Here is a 15,353-nt window from a genome sequence, read left to right on the forward strand (position 1 = left end):
CTGCGGGCACCTCGCTGCGTTGTCGTCAGTCATCGATGCTGGCGCATCGCGTCCCTCCTCCGCCTTGCGATGCACTCCGCGGGACGACGCTCGCGACGGCCGAGAGCAGAGAGGCACCTACTAGGGTGCGACCCGTGAGCACGAAGGCCCGACCGGAGGACATCGACGACATATGCATGTCGCTGCCCGAGGTCGAGCTCGGCATCTCGTGGGGCGACCGGCCGACGTACAAGGTGCCCAGAGGCGGCAAGGGCAAGGGCTTCCTGCTGTTCCGGATGCCGCACAAGACGGCGGTAGACCCCGACACGGGCGAGATGTACGACGACCTGGTCGTCATCATCACGCCGACCGAGGCCGAGAAGTTGTCGCTCGTCGAGGACGAGTCGACGCCGTTCTTCACCATCGACCACTTCAAGGGCTTCAACGCGGTGCTCGTGCGGCAGAGCCGCCTCGGCGAGATCACCCGCGACGAGCTGGCCGAGATCATCACCGACGCGTGGGCGCACCGAGCGCCCAAGAAGCTGGTCGCCCAATACTTTGCCCAGAACTTCGCCGATGACTGAGCGTCGGATGAGCCGCGCCGACCCGGCCCGGCTTGCGGCGTACGACGTGCTCAAGGCGGTCAGGGTCGACGACGCGTACACCAACCTGGTGCTGCCTCACGTGCTGCGCGAGCACGGGCTCAGCGGGCGCGACGCGGCGTTCGTCACCGAGCTGGTCTCCGGCACGCTGCGCGGCCAGGGCACCTACGACGCGGTGATCGACGCGTGTCTCACCAAGCCGAAGCTCGAGGCGAAGGTCCGCGACGCGCTGCGTCTGGGCGTGCACCAGCTGCTCGGCATGCGCGTGCCCGACCATGCCGCCATCTCGTCGAGCGTCGACCTGGTGCGCGCCCGCGTCGGCCAGGGGCCGGCCGGCCTCACCAATGCGGTGCTGCGCAAGGTCTCGCAGCACGACCTCGACGGCTGGGTGCGCCGCGTGGCACCCGACCCGGGCGCCGACCCCGTCGGCTACGCCTCCGTGGCCTACTCCCACCCCCGCTGGGTCGTCGAGGAGCTGACCCGCGCCGTCGGCACCGACGAGCTCGACGCGCTGCTCACCGCCGACAACGACGCGCCCCGCGTGGTGCTGGCCGCGAGGCCGGGCCGGGTCGACCGGACCGAGCTGCCCGGTGAGCCGACCACCTTCTCGCCGTACGGCGTCGTGCTGGCCTCCGGCGACCCGGGTGCTGTCCGGGCGGTCGCCGATGGTCGTGCAGGCGTGCAGGACGAGGGCTCCCAGCTGGTCTCGATCGCTCTCGCTCGCGCCGCCGTGAACGGCGGTGCGGGGGAGACCTGGCTCGACCTGTGTGCAGGTCCGGGCGGCAAGGCGTCGCTGCTCGCCGGGCTCGCGGCCGCCCAGGGCGCCGGCCTGGTGGCCGCCGAGCGCCAGCATCACCGCTCCCTCCTCGTACGCCGCAACCTGGCCGGCGCCGACGGAGTGCTCGGCATCCTGACCGCCGACGGCACCGCCCGGCCGTGGGCGCCGGGCACGTTCGACCGGGTGCTCGTCGACGCACCGTGCTCCGGGCTCGGTGCCCTGCGCCGCCGACCCGAGGCACGCTGGCGCAGGACGCCCGGCGACGTCAGCGATCTGGTGCCGCTGCAGGAGGCGCTGCTCGAGTCGGCGATCGAGAGTGTCCGGCCGGGGGGAGTCGTGCTCTACGCGACCTGCTCGCCGGTGCTGGCCGAGACGCGGGGTGTGGTCGAGACGGCGCTGTCCCGCCGGCCCGACGCACAGCTCGATGATGCGCGTGCGCTGCTCGGCGACGTACCCGACTGTGACGGTCCGTTGCCCGGCACCGTCCAGCTCTGGCCGCACCGGCACCACACCGACGCGATGTTCATGGCGCTCGTCCGGCGCAACTTGTAGCCGAATGTCCCCCATATCCGCCTTGGCAAGCGACCAGGGGGATGGTGGGATGGAGACTCACGAACTCGGGGGAGTTGTTCATGCGCGTTGTCGGACGTTTCGCCGCCACAGCCGTGGTGGCCTGTGTCGCCAGCCTGGCCCTGGGATCCCCGGCCAGCGCGGCTGACGCGCGCGTCGTGCCCGGCAGCACCCAGCTCGACGACCAGACGTTCCTGACCTACGTGCCGTGTGCGGGCTTCTTCGCCTCCGGCACCACGATGCCCGGCCTGCGGATCAACCGGGGCCCCGACGGGGCGCCGCTCGGTCGACGCAGCTTCGGCCTCGCGATGGCGGGCGCCGGCACCGCGGCCGGGGTGGTCCATCAGACGACCTCGATGGGCCTGCTCGGCGACGTCTCGATGGCGGTCAACCCGGACGGTGCGACCAGCGGCGTGTCCTACGTCTGGTACATCTCGCCCGACCTGCCCGCCGGCCAGGCCTGGCTCGGCCGGGCCGACCTTGCTGCCGCGCCCGGCTGGCAGCGTGTCGACGTGTCGGCAGCGTCGTTCACCTGGCAGGCCCACGACCTCGCCACCCGGCAGCCGCTCGGCGATTCCTCCGGTGCGCTGCTGCGCGACTTCGTCGCCGCGCACGGCGACGGTCCCGGTTACGTCGTCTCGGGGTTCGGCTGCGACGGCACCTCCTTCAACATCGACAACCTCACCTACGGACAGTCCACCTACGACCTGGAGGGGTTCACGGCCACCACTTCTATCGCCGCGGAAGCTGCCACGCCCGGCCGTCCGGTCACCCTCCGCGGTTGGTCCGAGCGTGACTCCTCGCGTCGACTCGGTGACCCGCTCATCCTCGAACAGCGGGTGGCGGGCACCGCGGACTGGAAGCCGGTGGGCGGACCGACCTTCTCCGACCCCGACGCCATCGTGCGCGCGACTGTCGACCCTGATGTCGCGACGTACTACCGGTGGCGGATGGCCGACTCCGAGTACGCCGACGCGAACGTGAGCGACGGGGTGCTCGTCGAGCCGGCGCCGCAGCCCGGACCGGGCTCGGACGAGGCCACCGACCCGACGAAGCAGCCCGAGCCGACCAAGCAGCCCGACAGGTCAAAGGCTGACAGGGTGAAGCAGCCGAGCCCCACCTCGCAGCCGACACCGACTCCGGCGCCGTCTCCCACCCCGATTCCGGCGCTGTCTCCCCTCCCGACTCCGGAGCCGCCGGCCACGCCGGAGAACGCGCCCGCACTGCTGCCGACCGAGCCCCCGCCCAGCCAGACGCCGTAGCCCGACTCAGTCGACAAGGTGCCGGAGATAGGCCTCCGGTGCATCCAGGAAGCGGCGCCAGTGGTCGACGATCGCCAGGTCGGCCCATTCAGCCTCGCGGAGCCCCCACTCACCGACTTCGAGGATGCGCGCGCCGGGCAGTGCGGCGAGCACCGGCGAGTGGGTCGCGCAGACCACCTGGCCGCCGCCCTCGACGAGCTCGAGCAGGGTGCCGATGAGGCTGAGGGTCGAGGTGAAGGACAGGGCGGCCTCGGGCTCGTCGAGGCAGTAGAAGCCGCTGGACGAGAACTTGGTGGCGAGCACGGTGAGGAACGACTCGCCGTGGCTCATCTCGTGGTAATTCGGCTCGGGGCGACGTGGCGCTCCCGCGCCGGCCTTCGCCGCGTCCTCGACGAACTTCTCGACGAACGTGTACCAACCGTGCATCGACTCAGCCCGCAGGAAGAAGCCCCACCTGCCGGCTCCGAGCCCGCGTTCGAGCCGCAAGGAGGAGGCAAGCGGCGACTCGCTCGGGCGCGTCGAGTGCTGACCCTGCGCCGTGCCGCCCTCGGGAGACAGTCCGTAGGCGACAGCTATCGCCTCGACCAGGGTGGACTTCCCCGAGCCGTTCTCGCCGACCAGGAACGTCACGCCCTTGCCCAGTTCGAGGCCCTCGTCGACGACCTGCCGCACCGCGGGGATCGTCATCGGCCAGTGCTCGACGCTCGGCCGCCGGTCCGGCCAGGTGTCGACGCGCACCACGGGTGGCTGGTCGAAGTCCATGGGCCACACGCTACGGCTCGCTAGGTTGGTGCCGTGCCTTCGCCATTCGTCGAGATCGAGGTCGACAACCGGGTCGTCAAGGTCACCAACCCCGACCGCGTCTACTTCCCGGAGTCGGGCGCGACCAAGCTCGACCTCGTCGAGTACTACCTGTCCGTCGGTCCGGGCATCGTCAACGCGCTCTTCGAGCGGCCCTGCATGCTGCACCGCTTCCCGAAGGGTCTGGCGGGCGACAAGGTGCACCAGAAGCGGCTGCCGGCCGGCGCCCCTGACTGGGTCGAGACCGTCGAGCTGTTCTTCCCGCGCTGGAAACGCACCGCCGACGAGCTCTGTGTCACCGAGCTGGGGTCGGTGATCTGGGCGGTGCAGATGTCGACCGTGGAGTTCCATCCGTGGAACAGCCGGCGCGCCGACACCGAGCAGCCCGACGAGTGGCGTATCGACCTCGACCCGGGGCCGGAGTGCGACTTCGCGACCGTGCAGCGCGTCGCCCACGTCGCGCGCGAGGTGCTCGACGACCTGGGGGCGGTCGGGTTCCCGAAGACGTCCGGTGGCTCGGGGCTGCACATCTACGTGCGCATCCCGCCCGAGCACGGCTTCAAGGCAGTACGCCGCGCCGCACTCGCCTTCGCGCGTGAGGTCGAGCGCCGTGCACCCGAGGACGTAACGACGGCGTGGTGGCGCAAGGACCGCGACCCGGCCCACCTCTTCGTGGACTACAACCAGAACGCGCGCGACCACACCATCGCCGCGGCGTACTCGGTGCGTGGTTTCGCCGACGCGCGGGTCTCGGCGCCGATCCGCTGGGACGAGGTCGACGCGGTGACTCCGCACGACTTCACGATCTTCACGATGCCCGAGCGCTTCGCGTCGATCGGTGACCTGCATGGCGACATCGACGACCACGCGTTCGACATCGCGCCGCTGCTGGAGTGGGCCGACCGCGACGAGGCCGAGGGCGCGGAGACGCCGGCGGAGCTGGAGGACTAACCGACCACTACTCTCGTCGCGTGGGAATCCAGATCACGCCGAGCATCCTGAACGCAGACTTCGCCGACCTGGGCGCCGAGCTGGCCCGCATCGGCTCCGCCGACTGGGTGCATGTCGACGTGATGGACAACCACTTCGTGCCCAACCTGACGTTCGGCCCGGCGATGGTCGAGGCGCTGGCCCGGTCGACCGACCTGCCCCTCGACGCGCACCTGATGATCGAGGACGCCGACCGCAACGCGATGGCGTACGCCGAGGCGGGGGCGTCCAGCGTGACGTTCCATGTCGAGGCGGCGAAGGCGCCGGTGCGGCTGGCCCGTGAGATCAGGGCGGCCGGTGCGCGAGCCTCGATGGCGCTGAAGCCGGCCACCCCGATCGAGCCCTACGAGGCGATGCTGCCGGAGCTCGACATGCTGCTGATCATGACCGTCGAGCCGGGGTTCGGCGGCCAGAAGTTCCTCGACCTGTGCCTGCCGAAGATCCGCCGGGCGCGCGAGCTGATGCGCAAGCACGGCGTCGAGACCTGGTTGCAGGTCGACGGGGGAGTGTCGCTCGAGACGATCGAGCGGTGTGCGGAAGCGGGCGCCGACGTGTTCGTGGCGGGCTCCGCGGTCTACTCGGCCGACGACCCGGACAAGATGGTGGCCGACCTGCGGGCTCGTGCTGCGGCGGTCAGCCCACTGAGCTGACAGGTGGAGCAGTGAGCTCGCCGGCTCTCGTCTCCAGGATCCGGTGGGCGGTGTCGAGGTCCAGAGGGCGCTCGGGAGCGCACACCGCGGACATCAGTCCCTCGGTGAGGGAGTAGACCTCGCGAACCTCGTCTGAGTCGTAGTCCTGCCGCAAGGTCAAGGTCACGAGGCTGCGCTCCCGGTCGCGGGCTTCGGCGATGGTGAGGTGCGTGCCCGGTCGGAGCGATGCACTTCCCGCCAGGCGAGCCACACCCGCGCGTCGCGCATGTCCTCCTCGGCACCTTGCGGGAGAAATGCGGTGATGCCTAGGTCGCGGAGCTCGACCCAGATCCGCTGTTCCCGAGCCTTCGCCGTGCGATGAGCTGCCACCCGCATGATGTGCTCGCGGTTGCCGTAGTGGTGCATCAAGGAGCTCGTGCTGATGCCCGTCGTTCGGGCCAGCGCGCGCAACGTCACGCCGGTCGGATCGTGCAGGGCGAGCAAGTAGTTGACGCCCCACACCATCGTGTCGGTGCGGGACGGGGCATCGATGAGTCGTGGCATGTCCGCAGCCCGGGGGCGGGGCACCCCGGAGCGCCCCGGAGCTTCCCGGACCATCGCACCGTCGACCCGACTCACGATGTCCACGTGGCCCACCTCACGCGCGGGAATGAACCGCGCTGTGGGAGGCTTGATCCCAGCAAGAGCCAACGGCTCGCGTGCTCTGGGGGCGGTGAAACTCCGCACCGGCGGTTAAAGTCCGCGACCCGGTCACCACCAGTGACCGGTTGACCAGGTGGAACTCCTGGACCGACGGTCAAAGTCCGGATGGAAAGCGCACGCAAGCGAGGCCAGTGTGGTCGACCGTAGAGGTCGTCCGTGGTGAGCCCGCTTCCACGCCCCCGCAGAGTCCGCGACCGGACCCGGGAGGCAGGTGAGACACCGAGATGACTTTCAGCACCGCTGAGCACGAGGCCATGCGCCGGGCGCTCACCCTGGCTGCGACCCCGGCCGTCCCGCTCGGCCCCAACCCCCGGGTCGGCTGCGTCCTGCTCCATGACGACGGCACTACCATCGCCGAGGGCTACCACCGAGGCGCCGGCAGTCCGCATGCCGAGGTCGACGCGCTCGCCGCAGCAGGTGAGTGGGCGCGGGGCGCCACCGCGGTCGTGACCCTCGAGCCGTGCAACCACACCGGCCGCACGGGTCCGTGCTCCCAGGCGCTCATCGCAGCCGGCGTACGGCGCGTGGTCTACGCCCAGGCGGACGCCAGCCCGGTGGCCCGGGGCGGCGCGGAGGGGTTGACCAGGGCCGGCGTCGATAGCGAGGGGGGGCTCTGCGAACAGGAGGCCCGCGCCATCAACCGCGCCTGGACCTTCGCCGTCGACCATCGCCGGCCGTTCGTGACCTGGAAGTTCGCCACCACGCTCGACGGTCGCAGCGCGGCGGCCGACGGCACCTCCCGCTGGGTGTCCGGCCTCGCAGCTCGTCGCGACACCCACCGCCTCCGCGCACTCTGCGACGTCATGCTCGTCGGCACCAACACCATCGCCGTCGACGACCCGCTGCTCACCGTTCGGGACGACCACGACCAACCGCTGCCCTACCAGCCGATGCGCGTGGTGATGGGGGAGCGCGACCTCGAACGCGCTCGCCGGGTCTTCGGCGATGCCGCCGAGACGCTCCACCTCCGCACCCGCGACCCGCACGCCGTACTCGCGGACCTCTTCGTCCGAGGGCGCCAGCACGTCTTCCTCGAAGGTGGGCCGACCCTGGCCGGCGCGTTCGTGCAGGCAGGCCTGGTCGACGAGGTCGTCGCCTACGTCGCGCCGATGCTGCTCGGCTCCGGCCGCGGCGCCGTCGGTGACCTCGGCATCACCACCATCGCCGAGGCCCTGCGCTTCACGATCACCGACGTCGCGCTGCTCGGCAGTGGCGACTCCGACCCCACCGTGCGACTCACCATGACCCCATCCAAGGAGAGCTAGATGTTCACCGGCATCGTGGAAGAACTCGGCACCGTCGCCGCCCTCGAGCGGCTCGACGATGCCGCCCGCATCACCATCGACTGCGGCCTGCTCGACGACGTACACACCGGCGACTCCATCGCCGTCAACGGTTGCTGCCTCACCGTCACGGAGTACGACGGCCGGCGCTGGACCGCCGACGTCATGCAGGAGTCTCTCAACAGGACCAGCCTCGGGGCCCTCGTCGAGGGGGACCAGGTCAACCTGGAGCGCGCCATGCCGGTGACGGCCCGCCTCGGCGGCCACATCGTGCAGGGCCACGTCGACGGCGTCGGCACGATCCTCGCGCGCCACCCGAGCGACCACTGGGACATCGTCGAGATCTCCCTGCCGCCCGGGCTCGCACCCCTGCTCGTCGACAAGGGCTCGATCGCCGTAGATGGGGTCAGCTTGACCGTCGTCACCGTCACCGACGACAGGTTCAGCGTCTCGCTCATCCCCGAGACGCTCGCCCGCACCACGTTCGGCACCCGCGCTGTCGGCGACCGGGTCAACCTCGAGGCCGACGTCCTCGCGAAGCACGTGGCCCGCCTGGTCACGGCCTACCTCCCTCAGGAGAACTGATGCTCGACTGGCTCCTCCACGGCACCATCCCCGTCGCCGGCGGGCTGCTCTTCGTCCGTGAGGTCGTCGGCAACCTGTTTGGCCTGGGCAGCGCGCTGCTCGGCATGAAACGCCTCGTGTGGGCCTGGCCCATCGGCGTCGTCGGCAACGTCCTGCTCTTCACCGTCTTCGTCTCCGGCGAGATCAGCGGCGCCACCACGGAGCCCTTGTGGGGCCAGGCCGGCCGCCAGGTCTTCTTTGCCGCGGTCAGTGTCTACGGCTGGTGGCGCTGGTCGCAGGCGAGCCGCTCCGGCGGCGCCGCTGACGGCGGCGCGATCACCCCGCGCTGGGCGACCTGGACCGAGCGGCTGCAACTGGTCGGTCTGGCCGTCGTGGGGTACGCCGCGGCGTACGCCATCCTCACCCAGATCGGCTCCTGGGGTCCGCAGACCGAGGCGTGGATCCTGGCCGGCTCGATGCTGGCGACGTACGGCATGGCCCGCGGCTGGGTGGAGTTCTGGATCGTCTGGCTGCTCGTCGACGTCGTCGGCGTGACGTCGCTGGTGCGGGCCGGCTACTACCCGACGGCGGGCATGTACGTGTTCTACGCGTTCTTCGTGGTGATCGGTTTCTTCGTCTGGTGGCGCGCCGAACGCGAGTCGCACACCCCTCAGCGCGTACGGGAGCTGGCCGCATGAGTATCCGACTCGACTCTGTCGAACGAGCGATCGCCGACATCACGGCCGGCAAGGCCGTGGTGGTGGTCGACGACGAGACCCGCGAGAACGAGGGCGACATCATCTTCGCCGCGGCCAAGGCCACGCCGGAGCTGATGGCGTTCACCATCCGCTACTCCTCGGGCGTGATCTGCGTGCCGATGCCCGCCGAGATGCTCGACCGGCTCGAGATCCCGCTGATGACCCCGCACAACAAGGACAAGCTCCGCACCGCCTACACGATCTCGGTCGACGCCCGCGACGGCGTCAGCACCGGCATCAGCGCAGCCGACCGTGCCCACACCGCGCGCACGCTGGCCGACAGCGCCACCGAGCCGTGGGAGCTGACCCGGCCGGGTCACGTCTTCCCGCTGCGCTACCGCGAAGGTGGTGTGCTCGTCCGCCGCGGCCACACCGAGGCCGCCGTCGACCTCGCCACCCTGGCCGGACTGACCCCGGCCGGAGTGCTCGTCGAGGTCGTCAACGACGACGGCTCGATGAAGCGGGCGCCCGAGCTGCGTGAGTTCGCCGACGAGCACGACCTGGCGATGATCTCGATCGAGGACCTGGTCCGCTACCGCCGCCGCCACGAGGTGCACGTGGAACGTGTTGCCGAGACCCGGTTGCCGACACGGCACGGCGACTTCACGGCGTACGGCTATCGCATCACCATCGACAACTCCGAGCACATGGCGATCGTGTACGGCGACCTGTCGGACGCCGCGGACGTGCCGGTGCTGACCCGGGTGCACTCGGAGTGCCTCACCGGTGACGTGTTCGGGAGCCTGCGCTGTGACTGCGGTCCGCAGCTCGACGAGGCGCTGGAGCGCATCGTGGCCGAGGGGCGCGGCGTGGTGATCTACCTGCGTGGGCACGAGGGTCGCGGCATCGGCCTGGTCGCCAAGCTGCAGGCCTACGCCCTGCAGGACGGCGGTCGCGACACGGTCGACGCCAACCTCGACCTCCGGCTGCCGGCCGACGCGCGGCACTACGGCACGGCCACCCAGATCCTGCGCGACCTCGGCGTCGGCTCGGTGAAGCTGATGACCAACAACCCGGGCAAGACCGTCGACCTCGAGGACTACGGTGTGCCCGTGGTGGCCCAGGTGCCGCTCACGCCGCGCCCCAACGACCACAACCTGGCCTATCTGCTGACCAAGCGTGACCGAATGGGCCACGCCCTGCCAGACGACCTGGGAGCAAACTCATGAGCGGACCCGGAGCACCGGCCCAGAAGCCCATCGACTGCCACGACCTGCGCGCCGCCATCGTCGCGGCGACCTGGCACGAGGAGGTCATGGACGGCCTCGTCGCCGGCGCCCAGGAGGCCATGCGGCACTACCAGGTCGAGGCGCCGACGTTGATCCGCGTGCCGGGCACCTTCGAGCTCCCGGTGGTCGCGCAGGCGCTGGCCGCCCAGGGCTACGACGCTGTCGTCGCCCTGGGAGTGGTGATCCGCGGGGACACTCCGCACTTCGACTACGTCTGCAGCGCCGCAACCGACGGGCTGACCCGGGTTGCGCTCGACCACCAGGTCGCCGTCGGCTTCGGCGTACTCACGTGTGACAACGAGCAGCAGGCGCTCGACCGCGCCGGCCTCGAGGGGTCGCGCGAGGACAAGGGTTACGAGGCCACCGCCGCCGCCCTGTCGACCGCGGCCACCATCAAGACCATCAAGCGCGGGTACGACGCCTGAGACCGCGTCGTCGCACCGCGCGGCGACCGCCTAGGCTGACATCCGTGAAGACGTTCGAAGGGCTCTGGGACGAGCTGAGCGAGAAGGCCCGCACCCGGCCCGAGGGTTCCGGCACCGTCCAGCAGCTCGACGCCGGCGTGCATGCCATCGGCAAGAAGCTGGTCGAGGAGGCCGCCGAGTCCTGGATGGCCGCCGAGCACGAGGGCAAGGACCGCGCCGCCGAGGAGATCAGCCAGCTGATCTACCACGCGCAGGTGCTGATGCTCGCCTCCGGCCTCACCCTCGACGACGTCTACGCCCACCTCTGAGAGTTCACATGCCTCTGCTTCGCATCGCCATTCCGAACAAGGGGTCGCTGTCCCAGGCGGCCACCGACATCCTCCGCGAGTCCGGCTACCGCCAGCGCAGTGACTCCAAGGAGCTGACGCTCACCGATGCCGAGAACGGCGTGGAGTTCTTCTACCTCCGCCCCCGCGACATCGCGCTGTACGTCGGCGAGGGCACGCTCGACGTCGGCATCACCGGCCGCGACCTGCTGCTCGACAGCGGGGCCAAGGCCGACGAGGTGATGGGACTCGGCTTCGGCCGGTCGCGCTTCCACTTCGCCGGCCCGCTCGGTGTCTTCAAGGACGTCAGCGAGCTGGCCGGGCAGCGCATCGCGACCTCCTACACCGGCGTCGTACGCACGTTCCTCGAGGAGCGCGGCATCGACGCGACCGTCACGCGACTCGACGGCGCCGTCGAGACCAGCGTCCAGCTCGGCGTCGCCGACGCGATCGCCGATGTCGTCGAGACGGGCAGCACCCTGCGTGCCGCCGGGCTCGAGATCTTCGGTGAGGTGGTGCTCGAGTCGGAGGCCGTGCTCATCTCGCGGGCCGGGAGCGACCGTCCCGACGGCTTCGAGGTGTTCCGCCGCCGGGTCGAGGGCGTCCTGGTCGCCCGCAGCTACGTGATGATGGACTACGACATCGAGTCCGTACGCGTCGACGACGCGGTCAAGCTGGCGCCGGGCCTCGAGGGCCCCACCATCTCGCCGCTGCGCCGCGAGGGCTGGGTGGCCGTACGCGTGATGGTGCCGCGCGCTGGCTCCCAGCGCCTCATGGACGACCTCTACGACCTCGGTGCCCGGGCGATCCTGCTCACCGACATCCATGCCTGCCGCCTCTGACGGCGTGCCGCTGCCGCACACCTGGCGACCGCTCGGAGTGCGGCTGGCCGCGACGTTCTTCGGGCTGATGCTGCTGATCTTGTGCCTGTTCGCGTGGTTCGGCTTCGACCAGGCGACGCGTGACAAGTTCTCGTTCTTGCAGCGCGGCACGCTCGTCGGACTCGGGCTGATGGCGTTCGCCTGCGGCCATGCCCTGGCCCGCTCGAGGGTGGTGGCCCGCGCCGACTCGCTGCTCGTGGTCAACGGCTACCGGCGCCGCAGGTTCGAGTGGGCCGAGGTCGTCGCCGTGCAGATGCTTCCGGGTGCGCCGTGGGCCGTGCTCGATCTTGCCGACGGGACGACCGTGCCGGCGATGGCGATCCAGGGCTCGGACGGCGACCGCGCTCGGCGAGCCGCGCGAGAGCTGCGGGCGCTCGTCGACCAGGCGCACTGACAGCACTCAGTCGAGGGCGCGGATGCCCCATGACGCCGAGAACTCCTCGCCCGGCGCCAGCGTCGCGACGTCCTCACCGGAGTTGAACGCGTTGGCCGGCGCCGTCATCGGCTCCACCGCGAGCGCCCGGCGGGCGTACTCCGGCACCACGTCGGCGGTGTAGAGCTGCAGCCAGGTGTGCTGCTCGTCGACCCACAGCGCGACGCCGCGTCCTGACGCCCGGTCGCGCACGAGCACGGTGGTCGTGCCGTCCTCCGCCCGGTCCAGGTCGGTGAAGGCGTCGTCGAGCTGGGTCTGCCGGATGGGCCGAGCCACCCTGAAGTCGTACGCCGTGCCCTCCACGACCTCGCGCCCGACCGGGATCAGCCGGTCGTCGACCAGGCAGCGGCTCGCGGCGGGCAGGGTGAGCTCCCAGCCGTCGACCGGACCCTCGCCGATGCGCAGGTAAGGATGCGCGCCTGACGCGTACGGCGCGGGGGAGTCGCCCAGGTTGGTGGCCGACTGCGTGACGGTAAGCCCGTCGGCCGAGAGCACGTAGTGCACCCGCAGCTCGACCAGCCACGGGTAGCCGGTCTGCGCCATCAGCCGGTGAACGAGCGACACCGAGTGCGGCGCGTGCTCCTCAAGCGTCCACGAGACCCAGCGCACCAGCCCGTGCGACGCGTGCTGCCGGGCCGGCTCGGTGAGCGCGAGCTGGAGGTCGCGTCCCTGCCAGGTGTACTTCCCGTCGCGGAGCCGGTTGGGCCACGGCATCAGCAGCTGCCCGCGTCCGCCCGCGGCCATCGCGTCCGCATCGAAGCCGTCGATGATGCGGTGGCCCTGGTGCTCGAGCACCCGCAACGCAGCACCGCCTTCGGTCACGACGGCGTGATAGCCGGCGCCACGGATCTCGAACTGGTCTCCCGACGGCGCCACCATGCGGCCACCCTTTCACTACCGTGACGCCATGCCATTCGACGTACGCCGGCTGGACGACACAGACGCGCAGGACTTCGCCGCGCTGGCTGCGGCCATCGAGGCAGACCACCCCACCAACCTCCAGCTCTCGGCCGAGGAGTTCATCGAGATCCGGGAGCTGGCCGGTGCCGTCATCGAGGGTGCGTACGACGCCGGCGAGCTGGTCGCGTGGAGCGGCTACCTGGCCCAAGCACCCCAGGGCGACGGCCGGCGGATCCAGGTCGTCGGCGACAGTCACCCGGATCATGTCGGCCGGGGGCTGGGCACCCTGATGGGTGCTCGCGCGCTCGCTGCCGCCCGGGCCAGGCACGCCATCGACGCGGCGGAGCTGCCCGCGACGTACGTCACGAGAATGGGTGCCGGCCGCACCGACCAGGCACGGCTGCTCGCATCGCTGGGCTACCGGATGGAGCGTTACCGCTTCACGATGATCGCCGAGCTCGACGGGCTGGAGATCCCACCGGTCCGGCACGACGGCTACGGACTGGTGCCGTTCGGCCCAGCCGACTCCGAGCTGCTACGGGTGGCCCACGAGCGCGCGTTCGACGACTACCCGGTGCCGAGCGCGATGACCAGCGACGTCTGGGACGGCTTCATGATCCGGGCGCGGCACACCAGGCACGGCCTCTCGTCGTGGCTGCGCAACGAGAGCGGCGACGTGGCGGCGTACCTCTTCACGCACGAGTACGCCGCCCCGCTGTCGGGCAGGAACGACGGCCGCGAGACCTACGTGCCCTACCTCGGCACCCTGCCCGTACATCGCGGCCGTGGTCTGGCCAGCGCGCTGATGAGCCACACCCTGCTGGCCGCTCGGGACCAGGGCGTGGCCCGGATGAGCCTCGAGGTCGACGCGCACAACCCGACGGGCGCGCTGGGGTTCTACGAGCGGGCGGGCTTTCGCACGGTGGCCCGCTTCGACGAGTGCACGATCACCGAACGGCCGGTGGCCTGACACCCGTGCCGTCGAGTACGACGTCGGCCCTGGTCAGACCACGGTCGCGGACGTGCTTCTTGTCGAGCGCCATTCATGGCTCGGTGGCCGTCTCGCGGTTGGCCTCGAGTTGCTCACGGAACTCGTCGGCCGAAGCGAAGAACGCCGCTGGTTTGTCTGGGGGTTTCGCCCGGTGCACCGACCATTGGCCAGACCCTAGCGAGGGAACCCGAGCGGGAAGACCACTCGCTTGCCGGCGGCATCCTTGCGGATTCGGCGCGCCTCACGCTCCAAACTCGTGGACACGCCCCTTGAAGGCGCAAGGCCGGCGTACTCCTCGCCTTCACCCGTGGCGAGGTCGAAGACGAAGCGCCCGAAGCCCTGGACGTAGAGCCTCGTGCCGGTCATGGCGCTGATCTCGATCTCCGACTCGGAGTAGCCGTCAGCGAAGTCGTCCTTCGCCGGGTCTCCCATGCCGAGGGTGGAGTCGATGATCTGTTCGCCCGTTTCGAGATCGAAGGCCAACACGGTGGCTTGCGGCGTACCGAACCGGTCCTTCTCGCCAGACGTCCTGTCGATGGCGGCGAGATAGCGCCCATCCGGAGAGGCTGCGACATAGTCGGGCGACACCACGAGCCCGGTCCCGGTCGCAGGCATTCCCGGCGCGGCAAACACCAGCTCGTAGTCGGCGAACGCGGTCGACCCGCTGTCTGCCTTGCGGTCGACCGGCACGAAGAACACTCCGTCACCAGCGACCACAAAGAAGCGGACGGCGGCGCCCGTGTCGATCTCGGTGCCGTCGGAGAGATGCACGGTCGACCCGGCGGCCCAGGCAAGACCAGTTGTGGTGACCCGATCGGCGCTGGTACGCCAGGAGGCCGGCCGCTGGTCGTCGCAGGCCGTGGCGAGCATCGCCACCGCCGTCGCCATCGCCATCGCTACCTGTCGCATCATGTGGGGGACCCTTCCATGGTGCAGGCCCGTTCAAACCGCGTGTGAGACCCAGGCCCGCCCGAAGGCCGTGACCGGACGCGCGCGTGCGAGGTCCGCGCCGGCGAGCAGATCCCGGACCGCGGCGACCGTCATCACCACCTCACCGACATCGAACTTGTCGGCATGCGTGTAGAGCGCGTGCTCATCGATCGCGGCGACCGGCACCGGGCCGCGCACGAAGTCGAGTCGCACCGCGGTGTCACGCAGTGATTCGTAGAGAGCTCCGAGGATGGCCAGGACGCGCGGACCCCTACCTCGGGCACGGACTCCGGGGCGCT

20 protein-coding genes and 1 riboswitch are annotated in these 15,353 nt (G+C 70.5%); of the genes, 14 read left to right on the plus strand and 6 right to left on the minus strand.

The window, feature by feature from the left end:
* Positions 1-134 precede the first annotated feature (134 nt).
* The 3 genes from H4Q84_RS00440 to H4Q84_RS00450 all read left to right on the plus strand — a co-directional run bounded on the left by H4Q84_RS00440 (position 135) and on the right by H4Q84_RS00450 (position 3,191).
* A complete protein-coding gene (locus tag H4Q84_RS00440) occupies positions 135-563 on the plus strand; it encodes an MmcQ/YjbR family DNA-binding protein (RefSeq protein ID WP_248581471.1) in 429 nt (142 codons plus the stop codon).
* Entirely contained in the window at positions 556-1,911 is a 1,356-nt protein-coding gene (locus H4Q84_RS00445) for a transcription antitermination factor NusB (protein ID WP_248581472.1), read from the plus strand. Before H4Q84_RS00440 ends, H4Q84_RS00445 begins: the two co-directional genes overlap by 8 nt.
* Before the next feature lie 80 nt (positions 1,912-1,991).
* Positions 1,992-3,191 (plus strand): hypothetical protein, encoded by a 1,200-nt coding sequence (locus H4Q84_RS00450; protein WP_248581473.1) that lies wholly within the window; start codon positions 1,992-1,994, stop codon positions 3,189-3,191.
* Positions 3,192-3,197: 6 nt separating this feature from the next.
* Here the strand turns inward: H4Q84_RS00450 and H4Q84_RS00455 are convergent, their stop codons facing one another.
* Complete coding sequence (locus H4Q84_RS00455; protein ID WP_248581474.1) at positions 3,198-3,953, minus strand: AAA family ATPase; 756 nt, start codon at positions 3,951-3,953, stop codon at positions 3,198-3,200.
* 33 nt (positions 3,954-3,986) lie between these two features.
* On the opposite strand from H4Q84_RS00455, the gene ligD reads away from it, so the two are divergent.
* Both ligD and rpe read left to right on the plus strand, forming a co-directional pair.
* Positions 3,987-4,943, plus strand: coding sequence for a non-homologous end-joining DNA ligase (gene ligD, locus H4Q84_RS00460; RefSeq protein WP_248581475.1), 957 nt, complete (start codon positions 3,987-3,989; stop codon positions 4,941-4,943).
* Between the two features lie 20 nt (positions 4,944-4,963).
* On the plus strand, positions 4,964-5,632 hold the full coding sequence (rpe, locus tag H4Q84_RS00465; protein WP_248581476.1) for a ribulose-phosphate 3-epimerase: 669 nt from the start codon (positions 4,964-4,966) through the stop codon (positions 5,630-5,632).
* On the opposite strand, the gene H4Q84_RS00470 is transcribed toward rpe, so the two are convergent.
* Together H4Q84_RS00470 and H4Q84_RS00475 are read right to left on the minus strand one after the other, a co-directional pair.
* Positions 5,616-5,792 carry a hypothetical protein gene (locus H4Q84_RS00470; protein ID WP_248581477.1) on the minus strand — a complete coding sequence of 59 codons (177 nt, stop codon included), beginning with the start codon at positions 5,790-5,792 and terminating at the stop codon, positions 5,616-5,618. The two genes, rpe and H4Q84_RS00470, sit on opposite strands and share 17 nt — an antisense overlap.
* Positions 5,793-5,794: 2 nt before the next feature.
* Positions 5,795-6,259: a TetR family transcriptional regulator gene (locus H4Q84_RS00475; protein WP_248581478.1), complete on the minus strand. Its 465-nt coding sequence runs from the start codon at positions 6,257-6,259 to the stop codon at positions 5,795-5,797.
* Positions 6,260-6,326: 67 nt separating this feature from the next.
* A riboswitch (FMN riboswitch) is annotated at positions 6,327-6,456 on the plus strand.
* A 102-nt stretch (positions 6,457-6,558) separates the two neighbouring features.
* Between H4Q84_RS00475 and ribD the strand changes: the two genes are divergently transcribed.
* From ribD to H4Q84_RS00515, 8 genes are read left to right on the plus strand one after another with little or no spacing between them, the layout of a single operon-like run.
* Positions 6,559-7,599 carry a bifunctional diaminohydroxyphosphoribosylaminopyrimidine deaminase/5-amino-6-(5-phosphoribosylamino)uracil reductase RibD gene (ribD, locus tag H4Q84_RS00480; protein ID WP_248581479.1) on the plus strand — a complete coding sequence of 347 codons (1,041 nt, stop codon included), beginning with the start codon at positions 6,559-6,561 and terminating at the stop codon, positions 7,597-7,599.
* A complete protein-coding gene (locus H4Q84_RS00485) occupies positions 7,600-8,202 on the plus strand; it encodes a riboflavin synthase (protein ID WP_248581480.1) in 603 nt (200 codons plus the stop codon).
* On the plus strand, positions 8,202-8,879 hold the full coding sequence (pnuC, locus tag H4Q84_RS00490; protein ID WP_248581481.1) for a nicotinamide riboside transporter PnuC: 678 nt from the start codon (positions 8,202-8,204) through the stop codon (positions 8,877-8,879). Before H4Q84_RS00485 ends, pnuC begins: the two co-directional genes overlap by 1 nt.
* On the plus strand, positions 8,876-10,108 hold the full coding sequence (locus H4Q84_RS00495; RefSeq protein ID WP_248581482.1) for a bifunctional 3,4-dihydroxy-2-butanone-4-phosphate synthase/GTP cyclohydrolase II: 1,233 nt from the start codon (positions 8,876-8,878) through the stop codon (positions 10,106-10,108). Before pnuC ends, H4Q84_RS00495 begins: the two co-directional genes overlap by 4 nt.
* Positions 10,105-10,593: a 6,7-dimethyl-8-ribityllumazine synthase gene (ribH, locus tag H4Q84_RS00500; RefSeq protein WP_248581483.1), complete on the plus strand. Its 489-nt coding sequence runs from the start codon at positions 10,105-10,107 to the stop codon at positions 10,591-10,593. Before H4Q84_RS00495 ends, ribH begins: the two co-directional genes overlap by 4 nt.
* A 44-nt stretch (positions 10,594-10,637) precedes the next feature.
* On the plus strand, positions 10,638-10,901 hold the full coding sequence (locus H4Q84_RS00505; protein ID WP_248581484.1) for a phosphoribosyl-ATP diphosphatase: 264 nt from the start codon (positions 10,638-10,640) through the stop codon (positions 10,899-10,901).
* An 8-nt stretch (positions 10,902-10,909) separates the two neighbouring features.
* On the plus strand, positions 10,910-11,761 hold the full coding sequence (hisG, locus tag H4Q84_RS00510) for an ATP phosphoribosyltransferase (protein WP_248581485.1): 852 nt from the start codon (positions 10,910-10,912) through the stop codon (positions 11,759-11,761).
* Complete coding sequence (locus H4Q84_RS00515; RefSeq protein ID WP_248581486.1) at positions 11,745-12,194, plus strand: PH domain-containing protein; 450 nt, start codon at positions 11,745-11,747, stop codon at positions 12,192-12,194. Before hisG ends, H4Q84_RS00515 begins: the two co-directional genes overlap by 17 nt.
* Positions 12,195-12,200: 6 nt before the next feature.
* Here the strand turns inward: H4Q84_RS00515 and H4Q84_RS00520 are convergent, their stop codons facing one another.
* Positions 12,201-13,112 (minus strand): aldose 1-epimerase family protein, encoded by a 912-nt coding sequence (locus H4Q84_RS00520; protein ID WP_248581487.1) that lies wholly within the window; start codon positions 13,110-13,112, stop codon positions 12,201-12,203.
* A 28-nt stretch (positions 13,113-13,140) separates the two neighbouring features.
* Between H4Q84_RS00520 and H4Q84_RS00525 the strand changes: the two genes are divergently transcribed.
* A complete protein-coding gene (locus H4Q84_RS00525) occupies positions 13,141-14,103 on the plus strand; it encodes a GNAT family N-acetyltransferase (RefSeq protein WP_248581488.1) in 963 nt (320 codons plus the stop codon).
* Between the two features lie 195 nt (positions 14,104-14,298).
* Here H4Q84_RS00525 and H4Q84_RS00530 read toward each other — a convergent pair whose 3' ends face one another.
* On the minus strand, positions 14,299-15,036 hold the full coding sequence (locus tag H4Q84_RS00530; protein ID WP_248581489.1) for a hypothetical protein: 738 nt from the start codon (positions 15,034-15,036) through the stop codon (positions 14,299-14,301).
* A gap of 30 nt (positions 15,037-15,066) precedes the next feature.
* A complete protein-coding gene (locus H4Q84_RS00535) occupies positions 15,067-15,267 on the minus strand; it encodes a hypothetical protein (RefSeq protein WP_248581490.1) in 201 nt (66 codons plus the stop codon).
* Positions 15,268-15,353 lie beyond the last annotated feature (86 nt).

The organism is Nocardioides sp. InS609-2, assembly GCF_023208195.1.
Taxonomy (GTDB): Bacteria; Actinomycetota; Actinomycetes; order Propionibacteriales; family Nocardioidaceae; genus Nocardioides.